This window comes from Croceicoccus mobilis (assembly GCF_001661965.1).
Classification (GTDB): domain Bacteria; phylum Pseudomonadota; class Alphaproteobacteria; order Sphingomonadales; family Sphingomonadaceae; genus Croceicoccus; species Croceicoccus mobilis.
The window spans coordinates 237,543-260,347 of the sequence record NZ_LYWZ01000002.1; the positions used below are offsets into that span (position 1 = coordinate 237,543).

The 22,805-nt window shown below is 62.6% G+C and carries 19 protein-coding genes and 1 other annotated feature; of the genes, 13 read left to right on the forward strand and 6 right to left on the reverse strand.

All coding sequences use genetic code 11. The features are described from left to right. Nucleotides 1–8: 8 nt before the first annotated feature. The 12 genes from A9D13_RS01430 (at nt 9) to A9D13_RS01485 (ending at nt 13,828) form a co-directional block, all read left to right on the forward strand. The gene (locus A9D13_RS01430) at nt 9–749 is read left to right on the forward strand and encodes a hypothetical protein (RefSeq protein ID WP_156521853.1); all 741 of its coding nucleotides are present in this window, start codon (nt 9–11) and stop codon (nt 747–749) included. Next, entirely contained in the window at nt 750–3,305 is a 2,556-nt protein-coding gene (gene traC / locus A9D13_RS01435; RefSeq protein ID WP_066769069.1) for a type IV secretion system protein TraC, read from the forward strand. A 16-nt stretch (nt 3,306–3,321) separates the two neighbouring features. Continuing rightward, nucleotides 3,322–3,738, forward strand: coding sequence for a hypothetical protein (locus tag A9D13_RS01440; protein ID WP_066769072.1), 417 nt, complete (start codon nt 3,322–3,324; stop codon nt 3,736–3,738). Next, nucleotides 3,735–4,142 (forward strand): TrbI F-type domain-containing protein, encoded by a 408-nt coding sequence (locus A9D13_RS01445; RefSeq protein WP_066769074.1) that lies wholly within the window; start codon nt 3,735–3,737, stop codon nt 4,140–4,142. The genes A9D13_RS01440 and A9D13_RS01445 overlap by 4 nt, the downstream gene beginning before the upstream one ends. Next, nucleotides 4,129–4,677 carry a S26 family signal peptidase gene (locus tag A9D13_RS01450; RefSeq protein ID WP_066769076.1) on the forward strand — a complete coding sequence of 183 codons (549 nt, stop codon included), beginning with the start codon at nt 4,129–4,131 and terminating at the stop codon, nt 4,675–4,677. Before A9D13_RS01445 ends, A9D13_RS01450 begins: the two co-directional genes overlap by 14 nt. Further along, on the forward strand, nt 4,674–5,327 hold the full coding sequence (gene traW, locus A9D13_RS01455) for a type-F conjugative transfer system protein TraW (protein ID WP_373288767.1): 654 nt from the start codon (nt 4,674–4,676) through the stop codon (nt 5,325–5,327). The genes A9D13_RS01450 and traW overlap by 4 nt, the downstream gene beginning before the upstream one ends. A 32-nt stretch (nt 5,328–5,359) precedes the next feature. Next, complete coding sequence (traU, locus tag A9D13_RS01460) at nt 5,360–6,349, forward strand: conjugal transfer pilus assembly protein TraU (protein ID WP_066769077.1); 990 nt, start codon at nt 5,360–5,362, stop codon at nt 6,347–6,349. Next, nucleotides 6,346–7,113 (forward strand): type-F conjugative transfer system pilin assembly protein TrbC, encoded by a 768-nt coding sequence (trbC, locus tag A9D13_RS01465; RefSeq protein WP_066769087.1) that lies wholly within the window; start codon nt 6,346–6,348, stop codon nt 7,111–7,113. The genes traU and trbC overlap by 4 nt, the downstream gene beginning before the upstream one ends. 74 nt (nt 7,114–7,187) lie before the next feature. Beyond that, nucleotides 7,188–8,840: a conjugal transfer protein TraN gene (locus A9D13_RS01470; RefSeq protein ID WP_229665541.1), complete on the forward strand. Its 1,653-nt coding sequence runs from the start codon at nt 7,188–7,190 to the stop codon at nt 8,838–8,840. Further along, complete coding sequence (locus A9D13_RS01475) at nt 8,821–9,672, forward strand: conjugal transfer protein TraF (RefSeq protein WP_082922020.1); 852 nt, start codon at nt 8,821–8,823, stop codon at nt 9,670–9,672. Before A9D13_RS01470 ends, A9D13_RS01475 begins: the two co-directional genes overlap by 20 nt. An 88-nt stretch (nt 9,673–9,760) precedes the next feature. Next, nucleotides 9,761–11,110 carry a conjugal transfer protein TraH gene (locus A9D13_RS01480; protein WP_229665540.1) on the forward strand — a complete coding sequence of 450 codons (1,350 nt, stop codon included), beginning with the start codon at nt 9,761–9,763 and terminating at the stop codon, nt 11,108–11,110. Between the two features lie 12 nt (nt 11,111–11,122). Beyond that, nucleotides 11,123–13,828: a conjugal transfer protein TraG N-terminal domain-containing protein gene (locus A9D13_RS01485; RefSeq protein ID WP_066769094.1), complete on the forward strand. Its 2,706-nt coding sequence runs from the start codon at nt 11,123–11,125 to the stop codon at nt 13,826–13,828. Between the two features lie 10 nt (nt 13,829–13,838). Here A9D13_RS01485 and A9D13_RS01490 read toward each other — a convergent pair whose 3' ends face one another. The 6 genes from A9D13_RS01490 to A9D13_RS01515 all read right to left on the reverse strand — a co-directional run bounded on the left by A9D13_RS01490 (nt 13,839) and on the right by A9D13_RS01515 (nt 21,484). Next, entirely contained in the window at nt 13,839–14,069 is a 231-nt protein-coding gene (locus tag A9D13_RS01490; protein WP_066769096.1) for a hypothetical protein, read from the reverse strand. A gap of 435 nt (nt 14,070–14,504) precedes the next feature. Continuing rightward, nucleotides 14,505–17,168, reverse strand: coding sequence for a GAP1-N1 domain-containing protein (locus tag A9D13_RS01495; protein WP_066769098.1), 2,664 nt, complete (start codon nt 17,166–17,168; stop codon nt 14,505–14,507). Continuing rightward, nucleotides 17,168–18,022 (reverse strand): TRAFAC clade GTPase domain-containing protein, encoded by an 855-nt coding sequence (locus A9D13_RS01500; RefSeq protein WP_066769101.1) that lies wholly within the window; start codon nt 18,020–18,022, stop codon nt 17,168–17,170. The genes A9D13_RS01495 and A9D13_RS01500 overlap by 1 nt, the downstream gene beginning before the upstream one ends. After that, nucleotides 18,019–19,095, reverse strand: coding sequence for a TRAFAC clade GTPase domain-containing protein (locus tag A9D13_RS01505; RefSeq protein WP_066769104.1), 1,077 nt, complete (start codon nt 19,093–19,095; stop codon nt 18,019–18,021). The genes A9D13_RS01500 and A9D13_RS01505 overlap by 4 nt, the downstream gene beginning before the upstream one ends. A 5-nt stretch (nt 19,096–19,100) precedes the next feature. Then, nucleotides 19,101–20,129, reverse strand: a complete 1,029-nt coding sequence (locus tag A9D13_RS01510) for a GTPase-associated system all-helical protein GASH (protein WP_066769107.1) — start codon at nt 20,127–20,129, stop codon at nt 19,101–19,103. After that, the gene (locus A9D13_RS01515; protein ID WP_082922021.1) at nt 20,126–21,484 is read right to left on the reverse strand and encodes a metallophosphoesterase; all 1,359 of its coding nucleotides are present in this window, start codon (nt 21,482–21,484) and stop codon (nt 20,126–20,128) included. Before A9D13_RS01515 ends, A9D13_RS01510 begins: the two co-directional genes overlap by 4 nt. Nucleotides 21,485–21,537: 53 nt before the next feature. Here A9D13_RS01515 and A9D13_RS01525 point away from each other — a divergent pair. Next, nucleotides 21,538–22,766 (forward strand): IS3 family transposase gene (locus A9D13_RS01525; RefSeq protein WP_373288794.1). Its coding sequence is split into 2 segments (ribosomal slippage): nt 21,538–21,829 and nt 21,829–22,766, totalling 1,230 coding nucleotides; the frame shifts between segments, so codons are not numbered across the junction. Beyond that, nucleotides 21,819–21,933: a sequence feature (AL1L pseudoknot), on the forward strand. It overlaps the preceding gene by 115 nt. Nucleotides 22,767–22,805: the final 39 nt, after the last annotated feature.

Below are 22,805 nucleotides of genomic sequence, written 5' to 3' on the forward strand. Positions count from 1 at the left end.
CCCTACCCATGACCCATTTCCTCCGCCCCCTCGCGCTCCTGCCCATGCTTTTCACCGCCAGCGGATGCGTCGGGCTTGGCACCAATATCGAAGGCGATTTTTCCTGCCGGGCGCTGAAAGGCACCTGCGCGCCGACCGCGGTCACCGACAAGGACGCGGTAACCGGGATCGCCGGCTCAGAACCGGCCCCGGAAGCACGCACATTCGCTTCCGGTCCGATCACGCCGGGCGATAGCTCGCGCACCGCCGAACGGCGCCTGAAGGTGATCTTTCCGACACATGTCGATGCTTCGGGCACACTCCACGAAGAAGCCGTCGCCTGGATTGTCGTCGAGACCCCGCGCTGGGCCGCCGAGCTGCAGGGCAATTCCGCCAGGGGCCGTCCGGCAACGCTGCTGCGGGCGATCAAGCGCCAGATCCGCGACGCCGAAGGCGCTGTCGATAAACGGGCCGATGCGCGCGCCGATGTCACTGCGCCGCCGTCGGACGATCCGTTCGTCGCGCAAGCTTTTACCACTACCTCGCCGCTTCCTCCCCCGGTCCCCTCCGAGGCGCGCGAGGCAGATGCCGGCCCACCCCTGCCGGCAGCCGGGGGATCTCGAGAAGGCACCGTCCCGCCCGATCGGGTCTCCCGGCATTTTGACCCCGTGCGTGTTTCTGCACCTCCGCCCACCCCGCGTCCCGGGTTTCCCAACCTCGACGCCGTGATCGCAGCGCAAAGCGCAAGAGAACAAAAGGAGTCCAAATAAATGACGCTCTCGATCGGAACATTGGCCGACCGCGTGCTCACCGGCCTCCTTGGCGATGCCGAACATGGCGAGGCCGCGCGCCCCGCGCTCATGCTCGACATGCTTTCGGACTGGCTGCCCTACCGGGTCTTCGACCCCGCATCGCGCCTCTATGTGAACGCGCGTTCGAAAGGTTTTGTCCTTGCCGTCACGCCGCTGATCGGCGCCGACGAGCGCACCGGCGAGATATTGGGCGCGTGGTTTTCCGAAGGCCTCCCCGAAGGGGCCTGCGTCCAGATCCTCCACTATGCGAGCCCGCGCATCAGCCGGATCGTCGCGCCCTGGTTTGCCCCGCGCTACCTCCAGGGCGGGGTCTACGAAGCGATCGCGCGTCACCGCGCGCGCCGGCTCTACGGCCTTGTCTGGAAATCGGGCTCGAGCGATGCCCCCTTCCACGCCCGCCATCACCAGGTCGTGATCTCGGTCGGCGTGCCGTCGAAAAGCCAAGTGCCGAGCGACGAACTCGCGCAGGCCCGCGACGGGCTGGTCTCGATGCTGAAATCGCTCAATCTCGGCGTCAGCGAAGTGCAGCCCGAAGCGCTGATCGCGCTGGTCGACGATCTCACCTCGCCGACAACCGCGCCGCAGGACGATGCGCTGGCCTATAACCCGCACGATTCGATCGCGTCGCAAATCCTGCGCCGCGATATCGAATTGACGGTCGAGGACGACCGGCTCGTGCTTGCGACCGAGCGCTTCCGCGCGACCGGCGAGGAGCACGACGGCGTGCCCGAAATCGGCACGGTCTATCCCGATGCCTTCGACGTGCGCCATTACGCGGTGCGCAACATGCCGGCGCGCTGGGCGCCTTGGGAATGCGCGCGGCTTATCGGCGATCTCTTTACCGACAAGCTGCGCTTTCCTTGTCCTGCTGCGACGATGCTCTGCCTCGTCTATCCTGACCGCCAGGCCGCCGAAGCCAAGGCCGGCTACAAATTCATGCGCACGACCACGCTCGCGGGCTCCAAAAGCGCGCGCTTCCTCCCCCGCCTCGCCGAACAGTCCGCCGAATGGCAGCATGTCCAGGCGGAGCTCCAGGAAGGCCGGCGGCTCGTCAAAGTCTTCTATGGGCTCACCAGCTTTTCGCCATTGGGCGAAGGCGACCGGCACGAGCGCGCGATCAAGTCGATCTACAAGGCGGCCGGATGGGATCTTGCCGACGAGCGCTTCCTGCAGATCCAGGGGCTTGTCGCCGCGCTGCCGCTGACCCTCGCCGATGGCCTTGCCTCCGACATGGCGCGCCTCAAACGCATGCGCACGCTCTTGTCGACGACGGCGGCGCATATCGCTCCGATGCAGGGCGAATATTTGGGCGGACCGCTGCCGCATCTTCTGCTCGTCGGACGACGTGGGCAGCCCTTCTACTGGTCGCCCTTCGAGAACGAGGCGGGCAACCACAATGTCGCGATCTGCGGCAAGTCGGGATCGGGCAAGTCCGTCCTGCTCCAGGAAATGTGCGCGGCGCTGCGCGGGGCGGGCGCCGAAGTCGTCGTTATCGACGACGGGAGGAGCTTCGAGCACTCGGTCAAATTGCAGGGCGGCCGCTTCGTCGAGTTCACCCTTGCCTCGGGGTTCTGCCTCAATCCCTTCTCGATGATCGATGCCACTCGCGCCGAAGACGACGAGGATTACCGGCTCGACTGCTTCGCGATGGTCAAGGCCATTATCGGCCAGATGGCGCGCTACAGCGCGCCGCTCAATGACACCGAACGCGGGCTCATAGACAAGGCGGTGAACGAAGTCTGGTCCGCGCACGGCCCTGCCGCCAGCGTCACCGCGGTCGGCGAAGCGCTGGCCGCGTCCGACAAGCCCGCCGCGCACGATCTTGCGACCGCGCTCGCGCCCTTCATGCAAGGCGGCACCTATGGCGCCTTTTTCGAGGGCCAGGCGAGCCTCGAGGCGAACGCACCCTTCATCGTCTACGAGATGAGCGATCTCGCCGCACGCGAGGAGCTGCGCGCGGTCGTGCTCTCGGCGATCATGTTCATGACCAGCCAGGCGATGACCCGCAGCGACCGGTCGGTGAAGAAACTGCTCTTGATCGACGAAGCCTGGAGCCTGCTGAAAGGCGGGTCGATGGGCGAGTTCGTCGAGACTTATGCCCGCACCTGCCGCAAGTATGGCGGCGCGCTTGCGACGGCGACCCAGTCCCTCAACGACTACTACAAGTCCGACGGCGCGACCGCGGCGCTCGAAAACAGCGACTGGATGCTGATCCTACAGCAGAAGAGCGAGACGATCGCCGACTTCAAGGCCTCCAAACGCCTCGACATGGACGACCGCTCCGAGACGCTGATCCGCAGCCTGAAGCGCTCGGGCACCGACTATTCCGAAGTCTTCATCAAGGGCCCCGAGACCGAGGCGATCGGTCGGCTCGTCCTCGATCCCTTTTCGGCGACGCTGTTTTCGAGCTCGCCCGGAACCTTCGCCGCGATCGAACACGAGATCGCGCGCGGCCACCAGCTCGCCGATGCCATCGAGCGCATCGCCTTTCCCGAAACGCACACTCCCGATTGAAGGACCGATTTTTGCCATGAACATGCACATCACCACCCCCGCCGACCGCGCGCTGGCCGCGTCGCCAACGCGGATTAAAAACCCGAACGCAACCCTGCCGCAGCGTCTCGCGCGCTGGCGCCGGCATGGCGCCGATATTGCCTACCTCAGCCTCAAGGCTTGCGGCTTTCTCGGCACCTGCTGGCTGATGGCCTTCGGCCTGCCGATCCTCTTTTTCCTCGCAATCTCGGGCGGCAATCTCGATGTGCTGTTCTGGCAGGTCGACAATCTGGCTTCGCGCTGGATCGCCGCCGACGCGTCGCGCAAGCTCGCACTTTCGCAGACGATTCAAGTCGTGCTGATCTCGAGCACCACGCTGATCGCGATGTGGCGGCTTCCGGCGTTCCTCGCCGACGTCACCGGCAATTCCGCCCACCGGGACGATGCACGATGACGACGGGTCTCATCCCATCGGGTGCGCGCCGGCAGGTCTTCGGCGTCCCGCTCGCCTCGCTCGCACTTGGCGTGCTGCTGCTTGCCGCGCTGCTCTGGAGCGCCTGGACAACGCGCACGCTGTTGGCGCTGCAAAGCCGCGAGGTCGTGACCGTCGAACTGTCGGGGCTGATCGGCGCTTTCGTCGAGGCCGAAGCGCGGAGCGGCACCGACCCCGAAGCAAGCCAGCGGCGCGTCGCCGCTTACCTCGAAGCGATCGACGCCTCGGTCGATGCGCTGGGGCGGAATGGCCGCACCGTGCTCGTCGGCGAAGCCGTGCTCGCGGGCCAGGCGCGCGACATGACGCCGCTCGTGCGCGCCGATGTCGCGCGGCGGATGGAGAACCTCGCCCATGCCGCACGCTGATCGTCACCTCCCCCGTCTCCGGCCCCGGCCCCGCGCGCGCCGGATCTGGCCGCGTCTTGCTCTCCTCGCGGGTCTGGGCGCCGCCACATTGGCGCTCACCTCGCTCCATGGCTTTGCACAGAGCCACGCGCTGATGATCAATGCCAGCCCCTCGCTGCCGCATTGGGCGATCTGGCTGGAGAAGGACGCGGCGCCGACGCGCGGCAGGATCGTGCTGTTTGCGCCGCCGCCCTCCGACCTACTGACCGCGCATTTCGGGGAAAGGCCGCAGCCTTTCGGCAAGCGCGTGCTGGGCATGCCCGGCGATTTGGTAACGCGGCAAGGCCGGACCTTCGCTGTGAACGGTGAAATCGTCGCCACGGCCAAGCCGAGAAGCCGCAAGGGCGAAGTCCTCGCCTTGGGGCCGACGGGCACGATCCCCGATGGTTGCTACTATGTCGGCACCGACCATCCCGATTCCTTCGACAGCCGTTACGCCGCGATTGGCTGGATTTGTAAGAACCGCATTCTCGGGGTCGGGAGGCCGATCCTGTGATCCGGTCGTGCCGCCTCGCCCTCGTTCTGCCGTTTGCGCTCGTCGGCCTTGCCGCCACCAGTCCCGCCTCCGCGCGCGACTATGGCCAGCAGGGCACGGTCTGGGCCATCGCCGAACCCGACCTGCTTGCGCAGATCCACGCGCGCCTCGCCGCGCTCGAGGCCAGCGGGGAAACCCGCAAACTCAATGAACGGCTGAAGCAGCGCACGATCGCCCGCGTCAATCGGCCGAACCCGGTCGCCGGTCTCGCGCGTGCCGAAACGCCACGCAGCTGGCTGTTCGATCCGACGATTTCTGTCAGCGAGGCCATCACCGACGACAAGGGCCGCGTCGTCATTGCCGCCGGCACCCGCGTCAATCCGCTCGACAGCGTGTCGCTGCGCCAACCGCTCGTCTTTCTCGATGGCGACGATCCCGAGCAGCTCGCCTGGGCGACAAGGACCTACAGCAACAAGGCGAAATTCATCCTCGTGGCGGGCGCACCGCTCGAGCTGATGAAATCCCGCCAGCGCAGGTTCTGGTTCGACCAGGACGGCAAGCTGGTGCACCGCTTCGGCATTCGCGCGGTTCCCGCCGTCGTCGAACAGCAGGGCCGCCAGCTCCAGATCCGTGAACACTCTCTGCCGCGGAAACGGGATGGCCAGCCATGACGTATCGCCCCTGCCCTCTGATCGCTCGGCTGATGATCGTCATTCTGGCCTGCCTTGCGCTTGCCGCCACGCCGGCGCGCGCCGATGCCGGTCCGGGACGCTGCACCGGCAGTTTCGTGAACCCGATCACCGATATCTGCTGGTCCTGCCTCTTCCCGATCTCGGTCGGTTCGCTAAAAATCTGGCCATCGAACCGGCCCGATCCCGACAATCCCGATCTGCCCGTATGCCTCTGCGGTTTGCGCCCCGGCATCGCCATGGGGTTCTGGGAGCCGGTCCGGCTTGCCGATGTGTCGATGAAGCCCTGGTGCTTCGTCAATCTGGGCGGAATGAAGCTCGATCCCGGTTTCGACATCGGCTTCAAGACCATGGCCGGGCCGTCGGCGGTGGGCGGCGCGACGCAGTACCATTCGCAGTGGCACGTCCACTGGTACGCCTATCCGCTGATCTACTGGATGGAGCTCGTCGCCGATTTCCTGTGCCTCGAATCCGGCTCGGTCGACATTCTCTATATCTCCGAGCTCGATCCGCTCTGGCAGGATTCCGAACTCACCGCGATCATCAATCCGGAGGCAGTGCTCTTCGCCAATCCGCTGGCGCTGGCGGCTTGTGCTGCCGATTGCGTCGAGGCGACCCGCAAGCTGCCGAGCGACAAGCTGTTCTGGTGCGCGGGATGTCAGGGCTCGATGTATCCGCTGAATGGCAATGTCTCGGCAACGATCGGGCATGTCCAGGCTTCGCGCCTCGTGCTCTCGCGCTTTGCCTACAAGCTCCACCGCGAACTCGCCGCCTGGGGCACGATGGGCTCGACGGGCCTCTGCGGCAAATATCTGATGCCGGTGATGCGCAAGCAGCAATACCGCTTCCAGGCCACCAATCCCAATCCCCAGACGAGCGGGCGCTACGCCTGCGCGCCCATCGGCGCCTCGACCACCTTCATGTCGGCAGGTCAGGTCTATCCCGCCATCGGCGAGGACATGGGCTACCTCGTCTGGCGCAAGCGGAACTGCTGCGCGCTATGACTAACAAGCTCTCCCTCGCCATGCTCACCAGCCTCGCGATCACCGCCGGTTTTGCCGCCGCCTCGGCGCAAGTCCACGAACCCGATCTCGATCTCGCCGCGATTCGCGCCAAGGCCAAGGCGCAGGCGAGCGATGCCGAAGCGCTCGCCGCCGAAGCGCGCCGCCGCGCCGAAGCAGTGACCGAGCAAGCGAAAGCGACCGCGCAAGACGGTGCCGACAACGGCGCGCGTTTTACTGCTGCTGCCAAAGTCCTTGCCGGCAAGCCCGATGACGGCCAGGCCTTCGATTTCGACCGGCTGATCGCCGATGCGGGCGAGATGGCCGAGGCCGAGCTTGCGGGCCAGCCCCGGCTAATTGCCTTTGCCAGCACGTCGATGCCCAAAGCCGCGCTTGCCGCGATGATCGCCGATGTCGGTCAGGCCGGCGGGGTGGTCGTGCTGCGCGGATTTCCGCAAGGCAGCGCCAAACGCCTGACCGCCGCGCTCGCGCCCATCGCGCAAGACAGTGCGCGACTCGAGCATGTCGGCATCGACCCACGCCTATTCCGCGCTTTCGGCGTCGAGGCGGTCCCGACTTACGTCGTTGCCGCGAGCGACTTTGCGCTTTGCGACGGGTTCGATTGCACGAGCAATGTCCCGCCGCACGATCGGATGAGCGGCAATGTCACGCTCGCCCATGTCCTTGAGACTTTCGCGCAAGGCAATGGCCCCGGCGCGCGGATCGCCGCGCATCACCTCGCCCGGCTGAGAGGAGACCGACCATGATCCGTGCTGGAACCGCTGCCACGCTCGCGCTGGTGCTCATCATCGCCTCGGGTCTTGGTGCCATCGATGCCGGCATGGCCCAGACCACGACCGACCAGGCGAAAGCCGACGGCAAGGCCTTCGCCGGATCGATTGCTTCCCGAGCGCAGGAAGCGGCCACGACGACACCCGATCCCTCGCGCATCCCCAATTACGATGCCGATCCTATCGAAAGCGCCTATGGCGACGATCCCGACAGCCTGACATCCCGCGCCGCCAGCGCCGCGCCGGCCCACACCGGCTACCGTGTGATACGCGTGTCCATGGAAAGCCGCTCCACATTCGATTCCGCCGACATCGAGGCCGTGCTCGCGCGCAGCACGACCATCAGTGGGGATCCCTTGTCCTACACGAGCGGCATGTCGGTGACCGGCAGCCAGGGGTCCTGCGTTCCGCTCCCCGGCGGGACCGCGTCACCGGGGCGCTATTACGCCACCTGCAATGCCGGTTACACCGCGAGTGAGGACCTGCTCACCTGCCCGATTGCCCTGGAAGCGCGGATCGAGCAGCAGACGCGCTACCAGTATTATTGCGTCGAAGGATCGGGCATAGATCCCACCAGTCCCTATTATTGCGGCAATTTTCCGGCTGACACCTGCACGGTCACCCAGTCGATCCCGATCTGCGGCTATTGGTCGGGCTACTACTGGGGCTGCTACTGTACCTTGCGCGTCGACGTGCTCTCGTGCAGCGAAACCGTCCCGCCGCTCGAGCCCTATGCGACGAGCTTCGAAGACGTGCTCGTCACCACGCGCAACGAGAGCGCCTGCACCGGACTCGACGCCGACGATACCTGCGCCCCCGAGGTCGAGACCTGCACCGATTCCGATCCGGTGACACGGATCATCGATGGCCAATCGGTCACCAAACCCTGCTGGGCCTGGGAGCGCAGCTACACCTGCAACAGCTATTCGGCCGCCGAGGATTGCGGCACGCTCGAGACCACGCCCGGCTGCACGCTGGTGCGCGAGGATTGCCTCGCGGGCGAACCCTGCCGGACCTGGGAGCGCGTCTACGACTGCCCGCTGCCCGACGAAGAAACCGCCACCACCCAGTATATCTGCGACGGGGATGTCTATTGCATCGACGGTTCGTGCGAAACGATCGAGCGCACCCCCAATGACGAGTTCAAGGACGCGGTCGTGGCCTTGAACGCCATGGACCAGGCCCGACGCGAATTCGATCCGGATACGCTGCGGCTCTTCGAAGGCACCCGCAACACCTGCTCGTCCAAGGTGTTCGGGGTCCTCAACTGCTGCAAGGGCAAGGGATTTCCGCTGCTGCCGGGATCGCAGCTCCTCGTCTCGCTGGGCTGCAGCCGCGCGGAAGTGCTGCTCCACGAGCGCGATTCGCAAGGCCTGTGCGCCTATGTCGGAACCTATTGCTCGGACAGTTTCCTCGGCGTCTGTCTCACCAAGAAGAAGGTCTATTGCTGCTTTGAATCCAAGCTCAGCCGGATCCTTCAGGAACAGGGCCGGGTGCAGCTGAACAAGCCCTGGGACAAGCCCAAGGACGAGCAATGTAGAGGCTTCACCATCGATGAGTTCGCGCGGCTTGATTTGAGCCGGATGGATTTCTCCGAAGTCTACGCCGAGTTCACCGCCGCCGCGCGCCTCCCCGACGAGCTCGAGGCGGCGAGCGATATCCAGCAGAAAATCGAGGACTACTATGCCCGTTCCGGCTCCTGACATCTGGCGCCGTCTTGCCGCCGCCCTGACGCTGCTCGCCGCGATCGTGGTCGCGGCACCCAAGGTTGCCTTGGCCAGTGAAAAGTCGGTCGACGCACCGTTCGTCGCGACCGGCGACGGCAGTGACGCCTTCTATTGCGAGGAGCGCCGCCTCGGCTACTGGTTCTACTGCGCCCCACCCGAAGAGACGGAAGATGACACCAACGCTGCCGGTCCGCCCGCATCAAGCGCCGTCCAAAAACTCGATGCGATCACGGCGGAACTGCGCGAGCTAAAAGCGCGCGCGATCATCGAGCCCACGCCCGCCAATGTCACCGCCTATATCCGTTTCCAGCGCCGCCAGCTCGACCAGGCCGCGCTCTTCTCCGATGTCTGGCAACGCGCGATCTGGCAGGATCCCGACCTCGACTACACGTTGCAGCGCCCGGTCTCGACGCTCGGCAAGCGGCAATGGCAGGATGCACGCAAGGCCGAGCGCGATGCCGCCATGCGCTCGCTCTCGGCGCGCTATGGCCTGTTCTATTTCTTCGCGCAGAGCTGCGGCGCCTGCGAGGTGATGAGCCCGATCGTGCGTTCGGTGACATCGACCTGGAATATCACCGTGCGCGCGATCTCGACCGATGGCGGGCCCTCGAAGCAATTTCCCGACTACACCGTCGAGACCAACCAGCGCGCCCGCATGGGCCTCGAACCCAAGGTCACGCCCGCGGTCGTCCTCTGGGACGCGCAAAACCAGCGCGCCATTCCGATCGGCTACGGCGTGATGAGCGCCGACGAACTCCAGGACCGCATCTACCTCCTCACCAGCAAGGACGCCGGATATGATTTTTAGGCGTAAGCCATGGACGGGCGCGCTTGCCCCGCTCGCGCTCGTCGGTTCCACAATTGCCGCTCCCGCCTCGGCCGATGTCGGCTCGTCGATGGATGCGTTTCTGGGCGATCTGGGCGGTGCGTCCAATGTCACCGGGCCAACGGCGTTCGAGGGCCAGTCGGCGGGCTATTACAGTTTGGGCAACGTGTGGACGCGCTTTCCGCAGAAGACGACCAACATCGCCAACCTGCAATTGCCGCGTGCGCGGGCAGGCTGCGGCGGCATCGACATCTTCGCCGGCTCCTTCTCCTTCATCAACGCGAGCGAGATCGTCGCGCTTTTAAAAGCCGTCGCCAACAATTCGATCGGTTTTGCCTTCTCCCTCGCGATCGACACCGTCTGCCCCGAGTGCTCGAAGATCATGCAGGAATTTTCGCAAAAGGCGCAGTTGATGAACAACCTCAACATCAATTCCTGCGAAATGGCCCAGGGCCTCGTCGGCGGCGTCTGGCCCAAGGGAGACCTTGCCGACAAGGCAATCTGCGAAGCGATCGGCAACAGCGAGGGCGTTTTCACCGACTATGCCGCCGCCAAACACGGCTGCGGCACCAAAGGCGAGCGCGCCACCACCACCGCGCAAGGCGCGGGCAAGTACGACGACGTCAATCCCGGCGTACCCCGCAATTACACCTGGACGATCCTCAAAAAATCCGCGTTCTTCAATCCTGGCGGCACCTTCGATCGCGAACTGGCCGAATACGCGATGACGCTGATCGGCACCGTCATCTATATCCCGCCCAAGGATGACGAGCCCGGCAAGTTCGTGCCGTTCGCCGGCGATGCCTCCTCGACGCTCGTCACCGCGCTGCTCGATGGCACCGCCGCAGGCGACGTGCGCGTGTTCGATTGCGACGAGGTCGACCAGTGCCTCAATCCGACCTTCAAGACGCTGAACCTGCCTGCCTCGAAAGCGCTGCGTCCGCGCGTCGCGGCGCTCATTACCGGCATGGTCGATGCGATCCGCGACGACACTGCGATCACCGATGCGCAGAAGGAACTGCTCCAGGTCTCCTCGGTCCCGCTCTACAAGATCCTCACCGTCCAGGCCGCTTATGGCCGCGGCATGCCGACCGACGACCGCGAAACCCTCGCAGAGATCGCCAGCGTCGACCTACTCTTCGCGATCCTCGAGCGCATTACCGGGGAAGCCGGACGCTCGATGACCAGCTTCATCGGCGCCGACGAAGCCAAGCTTGCCATGTGGCAGCGCCAGGTGAGCGACGTGCGCACCGCGCTCGCCGACAGGCAGGCCAATACGCATTTGCGCGTCAGTGCGATTCTACAGATCATCGAGAAGACCGCCTTTATCGAGAATGTGCTTGCCGCATCGATGTCGCCCGGCATGGCGGCCTCGCTCGACTGGTCGCGTGGGCTTCGCACCCGCGCGCTCACCCACTGATCGGATTTCGAAATGGTCGAGATCTTCACGATCGGCGGCGGCGACTATCTCGTCAGCACCTTCCAGGCCGTCGCGGCCTGGACCGGAAACGGCGGCTACAAGAGCCTGATCCAGGTTGTCATGGTCATGGGGCTGGGCCTCTCCGCGCTCACCCTCGCCTTCAACCAGGACTGGCGTGCCTGGATCAACTGGTTCCTCGGCGCCACCCTCATCTATTCCTGCCTGATGGTGCCGCGCCTCGACGTCCATGTCACCGACCGGCTGAACCCTGGCCTCGCGCCGGCCGAAGTCGCCAATGTGCCGCTGGGACTTGCGCTTATGGCGAGTTTCACCAGCCAGGTCGGCGACTATCTCACTGGCTCCGCCGAAGTCGTTTTCGGCCTTCCCGGCGATCTCGACTATTCGAAGAACGGGATGATCTACGGCGCGCGGCTCTATGACGCGACGCGGTCCTTGCGCATTTCCGATCCGGAATTTGCCGCCAATCTCGACGAGCATTTCAAACAATGCGTGTTCTACGACGTGCTGCTCGGCCGCATGTCGATGAAGGACCTCGCTGAAAGCAGCGATATCTGGGCGACGATCGCGCCGGGCAGCCAGGCCCGCGCGCAGCGCTTTCTCGTGCGCGACACCGGTACAGGCATGGTCACTTCGGACATCGTCACCTGCCGCGAGGCCTATAACGCGCTGTCCACGCAATGGGCCGGGCTGGTCGATGACATGGGCACCGTCTTCGGGCGCCAGCTCTATCCCAACCAGAATGCGGCGCTCGCCAAGGCCAAGCTCTTTGCCGATCTCCCCATCGCCTACCAGTATCTTTCCGGCGTCTCGGCCAATGCGACCGAGATTTTCCAGCAGACGCTGACCATAAATGCGATGGAAAGCGCGATGCATTCGATGTCGGGGGCGAGCGGCGCCGGCAGCGTCGATGTCTATGCCCAGACCCGCGCCGATATCCAGACCGAGCGCACGTATTCCTCGATCGCCAGCAATGCCATGAAATGGGTGCCGCTCCTGAACGTGGTCCTGACGGTCCTGTTCTATGCGCTTTTCCCCGTGCTCTTTCCGCTGTTCCTGATGCCGCGCTCGGGCCCGGTTGCCTTGAAAGGCTACGTCACCGGCTTCTTCTACCTTGCCGCTTGGGGCCCGCTTTTCGTCATCCTCCACATGATGCTGATGGCCAAGGGCGCCGCCGACATGAGCGCGGTCGCGGGCAGCAACGGTCTGACGCTTGCCAGCTTTACCGGCATGGCCGACGTCAACAGCGATATCGGCATCCTGGCAGGCTATCTCATCGCCTCGGTGCCGTTCCTTGCCGGCGGGGTCGCGCGCGGCGCCATGGCGATCTCGCACCATGCGACAAGCTATCTGAACCCCAGCCAGAACGCCGCCGAGGAAGCGGCGCGCGAAGCCAGCACCGGCAATGTCGCCTTGGGCAATACGAGCTTCGAGAACTCGAATGTGCTTTCCCGCCAGTTCGCGCAAGGAACCGTCGCGCCCTCGTTCGCCTATGGCGCGGCGCAGACCCGCACCGTCAGCGCCTCGGGATCGGTCGAGACCAGCTATTCCGAAGCCAGCTACGACCAGCTCCCGAATTCGAGCTATCCCTTCACGCCCACGGTCGGCCAGGAAGTCTCGAGCCGACTTGCCACCATGGCGAGCGAAGCCCGCGCGAATTCGGAAAGCCTCGCCAATATCGCCGCCCAATCTACCAGCAGTGCCGTCTCGCGCTTCCGCGAACTGCGTGACCAGTACAGCCAGGGCCGGGCTTTCGAGACTGCCACCGGGCAGTCGAGCTCCGACAGCATCCAGACCGCCTTCTCCGAAGTCGACCAGGCTTCGCTCGCGCTGCAGCGCCAGTACGGGCTATCGCGGCGGGCGGCCGACGATATCACAACGGCATGGTTTGTCGGTGGGGAAGCCGGAGCCAATGCCGGCGTTTCGAACGGGGTTTTGTCTGCGAAGGCGGGCGCCAAAGGCGGCGGAACGAAGACCTGGTCCGACAGCGATATCGGGATCGCCTCGGAAGACCGGTCGCGGATACTGGGCAGCCTGCGCCAGCTATCCGATAGCCGGAACTGGTCCAGCACGCGCGACGGCTTTGTTCGCACCGTCGGGACAGAGTCTAGTTCGGCCGTTTCCACGTCCGCAAGCGGAATGAATGCTTCGCTGACCGAAGCCCAGAGCTACACGAGGGAAGCACGGCGATCGGAAGAGATCGCTAACCGCCTCGAACAGCAGGCCTCGCTTTTTGACAGCAACAGCGCCTCGGGCACGCTCAACCTGTCGCAGGCCTATCGCGAATGGGGGATGGCGGAGATCGACCGCAACCGCGACTTCTACGGCAATGCGCGCTTCGACGATGTTGCGTTTCAGCTCGGCGCCGAAGGCCGGGCACTGCAGGCCCGTTTTATTGAAAGCTACGCCGATGTCCTGCGCGACAATATCGAGGATCAACTCGTGCTGAACTCCGGCCCAACCGTTGCGCGACCCAACGTGTCTGGTTCGGCTGATGTCCGGAGCCAATCAGGAGTTGGCGGAAAGATCGGCGGCTCTGTGCCCCGCGCCCCGGATATTGGTCCAATTCAGAACGAAGTCAGCCGCGTGCAATCTGACGGGGACGAACGTGTCGGCAAGGTTCGCGATGCGCTACAGCAATCCACGAAAGACGCTCGCGGGGCCAGCGCTGATGCCGCGGATGAAGTGAAGAAGTGGTAGGGGATCCGGCTTAAAATATCCGCAGGGACGACCCAATCAGGTACGCAAACACTGCGACAATCACCAGCCCGCCAGCTATCGTAAGCTTGCGGCCCCAGGGATCGGCCCAGGACTTGCGGAACCGAAATTCCACGAGGCGGTTTTCGCGGATGGCCTCGTCGACCTCGGCAAAGCCCTGCCATTCCTCGCCGTGAGGCTTGTTTCTGGGATCAAGATCGAAGTTGGGCATCAGGGCGTTCATCCGGCAACTCCTTGGAACATAGCGGAAACAGAATGATATTGGGAGGGGAAATTTCACCCCCTTGAAGGTTCGCCGATATTTTGCACTCTCTACTCTCTGACCTAATTGGCAACTTATCTCGGGCGCTTCGATGAACCTCCATCACACCCGGTTTTGGAGATTTCCGTCAACTTCCGAAGGAGCAACAGGCGACGTGGAACTAGTTTTATCGACCGCCATGTCGGACGAACCGGAACGACAGGTTTTAGAGCGCAATATCAGGATAGTAGACGTCCATCGGTTGTGCTGATGCGTCAGCTACGTGCCAGGATCCGGTCGCACGATCTTGGACATTTCGAACACACTCAGCGGGACCCGAAAGCCGCCATTCATTCGATATGAAACGATTCACTGCTATGTGCCCTCGCTCCTGGTGCCCTATTTCGCTATCTCGGCTCACGTTTCGACGAAATCAGTAACTCTCAAGTCCAGCATCTTCATGCGACGCTGTCGAAGATCGTTACGCATACGATCAATTAGCGTATGTCTCTTTTGGCTTCGGGCAATCTTCAGAACCTTCTCGAGTATTCCTGCATTTGACGCCGCCAAAGCGAGAAACGCGGGACTCCAAGTGCTGTCATGGAACCATTCAATGATCTGTCCGGCTGCCTCCTTCCTGCGGTCGGGCACCTCAAAGAACCCGAAAGGGTCCAGAAGCCAGTTAGATTTCCGACCCTTGGGCAGACTAGCATAGTAGGGCGCGAAGGTCGCTGCGACGATGGGGCCCATAGGTGCCTTCCGCTCTCGTTCCGCCAACACGAGCGATGCGATCGCGAGAGACTTCCATCGCGCAGGTGATCGCTCCTTGGTGATGCCCAGAATATCGAGCCATAATGCCACAATCTCGTCGTCGAAGCTCTTTGCAGTCCGTCCTGCGAGTTGCAGGAGCAAATCAGGGGCGATCTCAAAGGTTCGTGGCGGAAGCCCTTGAAGCAGAATTTTTGTGGAGGACCACAGCTTGCGGGGCTTTCCATCCGCCGCGATACTCAACATGCGGTCGATCATGGCGTCCACCAGCCGCCGATCTACCGCCCCGTCTCGTGCAAGTTCGGCGACAGCCTCCGAGAATTTGGCATCCACCATCCCCTTTTCAAAGCGACTGCGCAGCACAAATTCGAACCGGCGACGCGCCAACGTCTTGCGGGTCTCGACGAGACGCGGCGTGATCACCTTGACGGCTCCGACCTTGCGAGCGCTTACGCGCCGGGCCAGACCGGAAAGTATCTCGTCGTCTGACGCCGGGTCGGCAACGAGAAGGTCAAACATCCGGTCTGCTTCGGACTGGGTAGGCACAAGTTTGGAGCTTTGCAGGAAACCTCGAAGGAAATCGACGGCCAGCTCGGCGTCGCCAATGTCCCTCGTCCGGTCTAGGATCTTCAACACCTCTTCGAAACCGCTGGCACTCATCTCGGCCAAAGCCAGTTCCTCATGATGCCTCAGGCCCTCCCGGACATAATGAGCCGCCGCCTTCTTCCGGGCCCGCTTCACACAGTCCGCCAATAGTTTCCGTATGGGGATGCTGTAGCTTGTAGGATTGCGTGCCACGGTCTCGAGAAGAGTGTGGACGTCGGTCTCTTCCAAATCCGTAAGGACGGTCTTGGCGAGATCGTCGTGGAGAAGTATCCATCGCGATCCCAGCAGGTGGATCTTCGCCCGTCGCGCACGGCCAGCCATTCCATCGTTGAGCCAGCTGCTGACCCTATCTGCGAAAGCGCGCCCCTGACTGGTGGCGTCGGCCGCATCGAGGATAATCTTGGGGAGTGTTGGCTGATGTGCGATCATCCGGCGCGCAGTCCGTCGATCGATAACTGCCAAAGCTGGCAAGGTTTCGCTCGTGATCCGCAAGTCTTTTACTAGGGATTTTGCGACCAACGCAACGAACGGAGCGGGCGCGTTCCTTCTTTCCGCGAGTAGAGCGACGCCATCGCTCGTCTCTTCCGCCGATATCGAAACCGATCCAACCCAGTTGGGGCGCGTCTCGGCATATGCCTGCCTCATGGACGGTCTCATCGCTCGTTGGAGAACCGACATGAGGAAATTCATTCTATCGTCAGGCTCAAGTTCCTTTAGACGCGACCATGCTTCAAGGAGCGCGCTACGCTTAGCCTTGATCGCGACGTCGGCCGTGGGCGCTATCGCGTTCCACAGATCCAGTTCGGCAAGGATACCGGAAGACGCGTTCTTCGACATCTCGCGCATCTCGCTGATCCGAACGAGCTTTACTATCGTGTCTCGCGACGCCGGAAGCGTACCTCCTGCTTCTCTGATTAACTGTGTCAGGTCGGGCGAACCATTCAGCAAGGCCTCGGCGAGGCCATAGCTCCCACCGAACTGTGCGGCGTTCTCCACCGATGCGCCCACGGTCGCCGTGTTGTCGACGATGTTGGAGGGCGAGACCTCGCTAAAGCGGCCCATGGCCTTGCGCGGAACAAGCATCAGGTCAAAGACGCGCTCCGCAGTGGCTTTCGACTGGAGGGCGTAGGAGCAACCTGCAAAGCGGGACCTCAGGGGTCCGTGCCCCAGGTCCGCGACGCGCAATAGTAGGTCGTCAGTCCACGCCGCATCTATGAAGGGCCATACGATTGGAATTTTTTGCTTCTCGTAATACTTGACGATAAAGTCGTGGAGTGGCCCCTCGGGCGGGCCACCGGATTTCGAGGCGTAGCTGTTGGCGGCGTTTGGACCAAGTTCAATGGGTGGCGTTGCCGCTTCGAAACTCGCGAGATTCGCGTTGGACGGCCGACGATGCAACGCCGCCACGGCGAAAGCCGAAAGGCCGTCGGCCCAATCGTCCATGGGGACTAGGATCGAATGCGTGAACACGCAGCCCCTCCGCGGCGCATCGACGTCCTGCCATGTCCTGGCAATGCAGTAGTGTGATCGCGAGGGTAGCGGATAGAGGGTGAGGTAGTCGTCGAACTTTGGTTCGATCATTGAGCCCGAGAGGTCGCTGAGACGGAGGAGTTCAGTCAGATCGGCCTTCGGCAATCCTTTGCCGCCAGCGAGCAGTTCGTGGCCACGGCGATATCCGTGGACTGTCTGTTCAAGTTCCAGTATCATCAGTCCAACGCGTCGAGAGCCCATTTGATGGGCAGCAGGACATCGTCGCTTCGCTCGACCGCGCCCTGCAAATTATGGAATGTGTAGCCCATCCGCGAAGGCTCACCTGCGAGGACTTCGGCTCGGAACTCTTCGTCGTTTAGGTCCCCTCCGAATAGCGACACACCAAATACCGACATGTCGAGGACGTCCGCGTTAGTGGAAACGAAGTCGTGGAGCAGCTTGTGCTCCTGACGTAGGTGGTCGAGTGGTCCGATCCACTGGTCCTCGTCGTGCAACATGTCCCAAGCCGTCACGACTATGCCCAGCTTCATTGGCCTCCCGTTCAGCTGTCTACGCCTCTCGACGCACATCATAATCACGTCGGTAATAAGGGTCTGCATTGGCGGTCCCGAAAGGGACATGTCCTTCCCCTGCGCCATGGTGGCGTTCGAGCCTCCGAACTGGTCGGTCTGCATCCTGTCAATCGGGTCGTCGGGTATCTGTGATGGGAGGAAAAAGAGTATTCCGCTGGCCGAAGTGATCAGTTCGTCCCAGTGCCCAGGGAAGCGACGATCGAAATAGAGGTTGGACCAATCCTCTCCTGGCCGGTCCGGGACGGTGAGCTCCAATTTGCGCTCGTCGACCATGAGCGGGATCACGATCATCTCGCTGACATCGAGCTGGGTCTTCTGGGCAAACTCGCCGGACAGTTGCCGATTGGATCCTTCCCAGATGTAGTCGAGTTCATCCGGAGTTCCGTTCGTTCGCAGTCGGCCCTCGCGACTCTTCGCTATCGAGAGCCACGCCCTGAAGAGGTAGTTGGATTTTCCGGCCGCCGAAGGGCCTGCGAAGAGGATGGTTTCGGTCGTCACGCCTCTATGCTTTCCGCTGCCGCCCGCATCGCGGCTGACCAGCCGAAGATGCGGGCAGGCTTACTGGTGACCCGCCCAGTGGTGGCCAGACTAGATGTTTTCAGGATGTGTTGGAGTACGTCGGCCACCCCGTGCCCCATGTGCATACTCGTGACCGAGTAGGTGCATATCCGCCGGGTGCCGACAGAAAAGCCCAGATGGCGTGCTTCCTCCGCGATCTGCTCCAGACCTGGCAGATCGGTGTCATGCATCTCATCCTCGTAGGTCGCCATTATCAGCATCGGGACGTTCGATGCCTCGATCGCCTTCGCCAGCCGGTCGAGCAGCAGCCGGTTGCGTTCCACTTCGCGATTGCGTGCAGCACCGTGGAGTTTGTGTCCATCGATGAGGAGGAGGATGTGATCCGATCGACGGACGAACGCCAGCGGTTCGGAAGCAGACGTCGAGCCGATCAGCTTGTCTGTCCATTCGCCAGGGATGTCCGACATCAGCAGTCTATGCCTTAGCCCCGTGTCGACTTCCTTGAGGTCGAGATGCATAAACCCGGCTTCACGGCTCTGGTTGGTCGTCCTCACCGACAGGCTCGACGGTTTGTCTTCCGGCCAGATGCGGCTGGCGTTGGCCCTGGTCTCAAAGCCGGGCAACGTTCTGCTATTGACGAAGAGGTAGCCAGCCTCTTCCATGTCTCCACTCATGATCATGAGGTAGAGGCATACGAGGAAGCCCGTCTTGCCTGACTTCTCCTCGCCGAGGATCGCAATGAGCCTTGAGGGCCGCTCCGACATCAGCTCTCTCAGTTCCGACGTGCCGAGCTCTTCGCCGCTGTATATACCTTGGAAAACCCCGGGCTCTTCGCGCCGCTCGTTACCGGCTTTGTCCAGGTCGATGTCGCCGGGTTCGGATGCAGCAGAGGACCTCACGTCCTCGTGGTCGCCCAACTGCGATCCATCCATCTGGCTGGCAGCTTCGGGAACGATCTTGGTCGCGTGTTCGCATGGCACCCCCCCACCAGTGGCGCTGCAAACGCCGGTTTCCGCGAAGGTACAGCCCTCGAAGGAGCAGGTATATTCCATTTAGCTCACGTAACTCTTTTGAGCAGTGCCGATTCAGCGAAGGACTGTCTGGCGACATCTCTCAAACCGAAGTTCTTGCGCAATCCCGACGGCATGTTGTCCGCGTCGGAGCCTTCGCGCCTCTCAGCCGCCGTCGAATGGAGCGGCAAGAGGGGACGCAGGGTTTCTCCGTCAAACTCCGGGAGGCTCGCCCAATCGTCTCTAGTGAAGGTTGCGAGCAGATCCATACCAGTAGGGTCGTCATCCCCTTCGTGGACCATGGCCGCGGCTAGTTCCGAGAAGGCCGGTGTGGCCGGCCAATCGACAAGGCTCGCGAGATCGCGACCCGACATCAACGCCGCCGTAGCGCGCTCCATTTCGGAATATCGCGACGACTTGCTCATTGAGAACCGGCTGGTCGTCCACCATAGAACCTGCAGTTCCTCGCGATCGAGGAGCGAGTCCTCCCAAATATGCTGGACAGCCTTTGCGGCCTGCGTCGCGAGAGAGGGCACGTCGGTCGCACCCCTTAGCTTCGATACGTCCGGCGGCGATGCTATGCGCCTTTCGCGGCGCTTGGCGTCGGTTGCGGCGAGTAGGCTTTGCGCGCTTTCCAAAAGAGCAAGGATCTTCCCCGCACTTCCCGAACCTAAGCTCGTCTCACGCAAGCCCGTTCCTGCTAGTAGAGCCGCCGCAAGTAGGATGGCAGGCTCTTTCCTCTGCAGTCGAATGTCTCGGCCCGATCTCGCCACGATTGCGGCCTCTATCGCTACGAGCGCGCAAATCCTCGCATCACCCATGGCGGCGTCGGAACTTGGGTTGAAGGATGGTTGTGCCTCAACCATCGTCTGGCGAACCTTTTCAGCCACGCTAGGTAGGACTTGAACCGGAAGGACGTGACCGAGACCGAAGGCGCAGAGTTCCAGTTGTTCAATTGTCGTCCAGCTAGACACTTGATCCGCCAGACTGGACGCTGCTTCGCGGCGCTGCGCGAGGCGCTCGTCGCTCATATTTTCCGGGCCGGTTCTATACCAGCCGGCGATGTCTTCGATCATTCGTTCTCTCCGAAGGGATTGTCGAGCCGGTCGGACGGACTGGCGCGTCTCATCACGGTGTTCCACAGGCGGTGGAGGCACCCGATCTCGATCGCCTCCTCGAATGCCTGCCGCTCGACCGCGCTGGGAAGCCTTAGTCTGGCGCGTTCCGAAAGTAGTCCGACTTCGATGAGAATCTCGGCACGTTCCGATTTCTGCATCTTGCGCCAGAAAAAGAACCGTAGATCGTCCAGCGCCTTGCCGCTGACGGCTTGCACCAAATTGTTGAATGGAGCCGTGGCCCCTTCGCGCGTAGAGCCATCAGAACCGGGACTCTCGCTCGATTCAGAGTGCGCCCCTTTCACGTCCGCCTCCTTTGGCTGGTCGGCTCGCGCTGCGGGGTTGCGCTTTGCAATGGCGCATCGGATGCGGTGTTCCACGAACTGATCTTCGCCGACCAGTTTGTCATCCGGCTTGAAGCACGTCGACTGCTCGCACCACGTTCGAGGATACACTCGCACGACCAAGACTCCACCATCGTCGTCATTGACCCAGTCGAATTCTAGCCAGCTGTAGCTGTAGCGGAAGATGTCGTCGGCATACGGCGGATTGGCTGCGCCGGCAGCCAGCCGCAGCTGCTGATATCCCGCATGATGCTCGCACGGTTCGATGATTGGTTGATGCTCGTGCCCCGTTATGAGGATGCGCGCCCTGGAGTTCAGATAGTTTTCGATTCTATCGGCGTCACGCAGCCAAGTGAGTGGATGGTGCATGAAAACGACATCTATAACTTCTGGATCACGAGGAATGCGATATTGCGAAGCGCTCAGAAACATCGAGTTTTTGGCGTCGTCTCGGTCGGACGCCATGGCGGTACATAAACCCTTGAAGCGAATACTCTGACCATTCACCTCAAAGGTCTTGGTTGTCACCGGATAAGACCAGTTTTGAAAATCGGTATCGTGGGCGAACGCGAAGCTACGATAGTCGGCCAGTTTGCGTGGAATGGGGTGACGATCTTCCCCCAGAATCTGCGTCATTGCCTGCTCAACCTTATCTAGAGGCGCTGTCCTCATCCAGGTTTGAAGGGCTCGATGCTCCTCTTTCAATCCGCGCAAGTCGACATCGTGATTGCCAGGAACGGCCATTATCTTGCGGGCAGGAGAACCCGTGGCCTCGGCCGCATCGGCCAGCCAGTCGCTTGCGGTCTTATACTCTTCTTCGCGTCCTGATTGCGCGATGTCACCGGTCAGCAACAGCGACGTCGCTGGTGCGGCCAACACATCCTCCCTTACCCGCCGCATATCCAACAGGATTTCGCGGCGGACATCGTCATGCGGTTCCCAGCCGCCTTCCTTCTCCTGACCAAAGTGGATGTCTGAAGCGTCCCGGGTTTTCCGGAGGCTCCTATTTGTGAGAAGGAGCCAGAATGAGCGCTACAAGGAACAAGTTTTCGCCAGAGTTTCGTGACCGCGCGGTGCGAATGGTGGATGAGCACCGGGGGGATTACCCGTCGGAATGGGCAGCGTTGTCTTCGATTGCCGGGAAGGTTGGCTGCACGACCGAGACGCTGCGCCGCTGGTGCCGTGAGGAGGCGAGCCGACGAGCGGGACCAGCGGCGCAGGCCGCCAGCGACCGGGACCGGGTCAAGGCGCTGGAACGCGAAGTGAAGGAGTTGCGCCGGGCCAACGAGATACTCCGCAAGGCATCCGCATATTTTGCTCAGGCGGAGCTCGACCGCCACGGCAAATGGTGATGTCGTTTATCGACACGCACCGTGAGGAACTGGGTATCGAGCCGATCTGCCGTGAACTGGCGATCGCCCCGTCCTCCTACCACGAGCATGCTGCCCGGCTTGCAGATCCTACCAGGCGTCCGGCCCGTGCCCGGCGCGATGATGAGATCAAGGAAGAGATCAGGCGTGTCCATGACAACAACTTTGGCCTCTACGGTTCCCGCAAGGTCTGGCACCAGTTACGCCGCGAGGGCATCGCTGTGGCCAAGTGCACCGTGGAACGGTTGATGCGCACCATGTCGCTGGCAGGCGTGCGACGAGGCAAGACGACGGTCACGACCGTCAGCAACCCCAAGGCGCCGTGCCCGCTCGACAAGGTCAACCGCGAGTTCCGCGTCAGCCGGCCGAACGCTTTGTGGGTGGTCGACTTTACCTATGTCCACACCTGGGCCGGGTTCGTCTACGTGGCATTTGTGATCGATGCCTATGCCCGCCGGATCGTGGGCTGGAAGGTCAGCACGTCGGCGACCGCCGGCTTCGTGCTCGATGCTCTGGAACAGGCGATCCATGCGCGCAGGCCTGGCCCTGATGACGGCCTGATCCATCACAGCGACAGGGGCGTCCAATATCTGGCCATGAACTACACCCAGCGCTTGGCAGAGGCCAACCTCGTCCCGTCCGTTGGCAGCGTTGGCGACAGTTACGACAACGCTTTGGCCGAGACGATCAACGGCCTCTACAAGGCGGAAGTGATCTGGCGGCAGCGATCATGGCCAAGCGTGTCGGCCGTGGAAATGGCAACGCTACGCTGGGTCGATTGGTTCAACAACCAGCGTCTGTTCGGCCCCATCGGGCACATCCCACCCGCTGAGGCCGAAGCCAATTACTATGCAGCTAGAGGGAACCTCGATATGGTCGCATGACTCAATTGAAACTGCCTCCGGAAAATCCGGGACGCTTCA

What these genes read in the sequence shown, in the direction of transcription:
- A9D13_RS01490 (WP_066769096.1), bottom strand. Translation starts at nt 14,069, where the DNA reads ATGAACGCCCTGATGCCCAACTTCGATCTTGATCCCAGAAACAAGCCT.
- A9D13_RS01475 (WP_082922020.1), top strand. Translation starts at nt 8,821, where the DNA reads ATGCCCGTTCCGGCTCCTGACATCTGGCGCCGTCTTGCCGCCGCCCTG.
- A9D13_RS01505 (WP_066769104.1), bottom strand. Translation starts at nt 19,095, where the DNA reads ATGGAATATACCTGCTCCTTCGAGGGCTGTACCTTCGCGGAAACCGGC.
- trbC (WP_066769087.1), top strand. Translation starts at nt 6,346, where the DNA reads ATGACTAACAAGCTCTCCCTCGCCATGCTCACCAGCCTCGCGATCACC.
- A9D13_RS01440 (WP_066769072.1), top strand. Translation starts at nt 3,322, where the DNA reads ATGAACATGCACATCACCACCCCCGCCGACCGCGCGCTGGCCGCGTCG.
- traU (WP_066769077.1), top strand. Translation starts at nt 5,360, where the DNA reads ATGATCGTCATTCTGGCCTGCCTTGCGCTTGCCGCCACGCCGGCGCGC.
- traC (WP_066769069.1), top strand. Translation starts at nt 750, where the DNA reads ATGACGCTCTCGATCGGAACATTGGCCGACCGCGTGCTCACCGGCCTC.
- A9D13_RS01480 (WP_229665540.1), top strand. Translation starts at nt 9,761, where the DNA reads ATGGATGCGTTTCTGGGCGATCTGGGCGGTGCGTCCAATGTCACCGGG.
- A9D13_RS01445 (WP_066769074.1), top strand. Translation starts at nt 3,735, where the DNA reads ATGACGACGGGTCTCATCCCATCGGGTGCGCGCCGGCAGGTCTTCGGC.
- A9D13_RS01430 (WP_156521853.1), top strand. Translation starts at nt 9, where the DNA reads ATGACCCATTTCCTCCGCCCCCTCGCGCTCCTGCCCATGCTTTTCACC.
- A9D13_RS01485 (WP_066769094.1), top strand. Translation starts at nt 11,123, where the DNA reads ATGGTCGAGATCTTCACGATCGGCGGCGGCGACTATCTCGTCAGCACC.
- A9D13_RS01495 (WP_066769098.1), bottom strand. Translation starts at nt 17,168, where the DNA reads ATGATACTGGAACTTGAACAGACAGTCCACGGATATCGCCGTGGCCAC.
- A9D13_RS01470 (WP_229665541.1), top strand. Translation starts at nt 7,188, where the DNA reads ATGGCCCAGACCACGACCGACCAGGCGAAAGCCGACGGCAAGGCCTTC.
- A9D13_RS01510 (WP_066769107.1), bottom strand. Translation starts at nt 20,129, where the DNA reads ATGATCGAAGACATCGCCGGCTGGTATAGAACCGGCCCGGAAAATATG.
- A9D13_RS01450 (WP_066769076.1), top strand. Translation starts at nt 4,129, where the DNA reads ATGCCGCACGCTGATCGTCACCTCCCCCGTCTCCGGCCCCGGCCCCGC.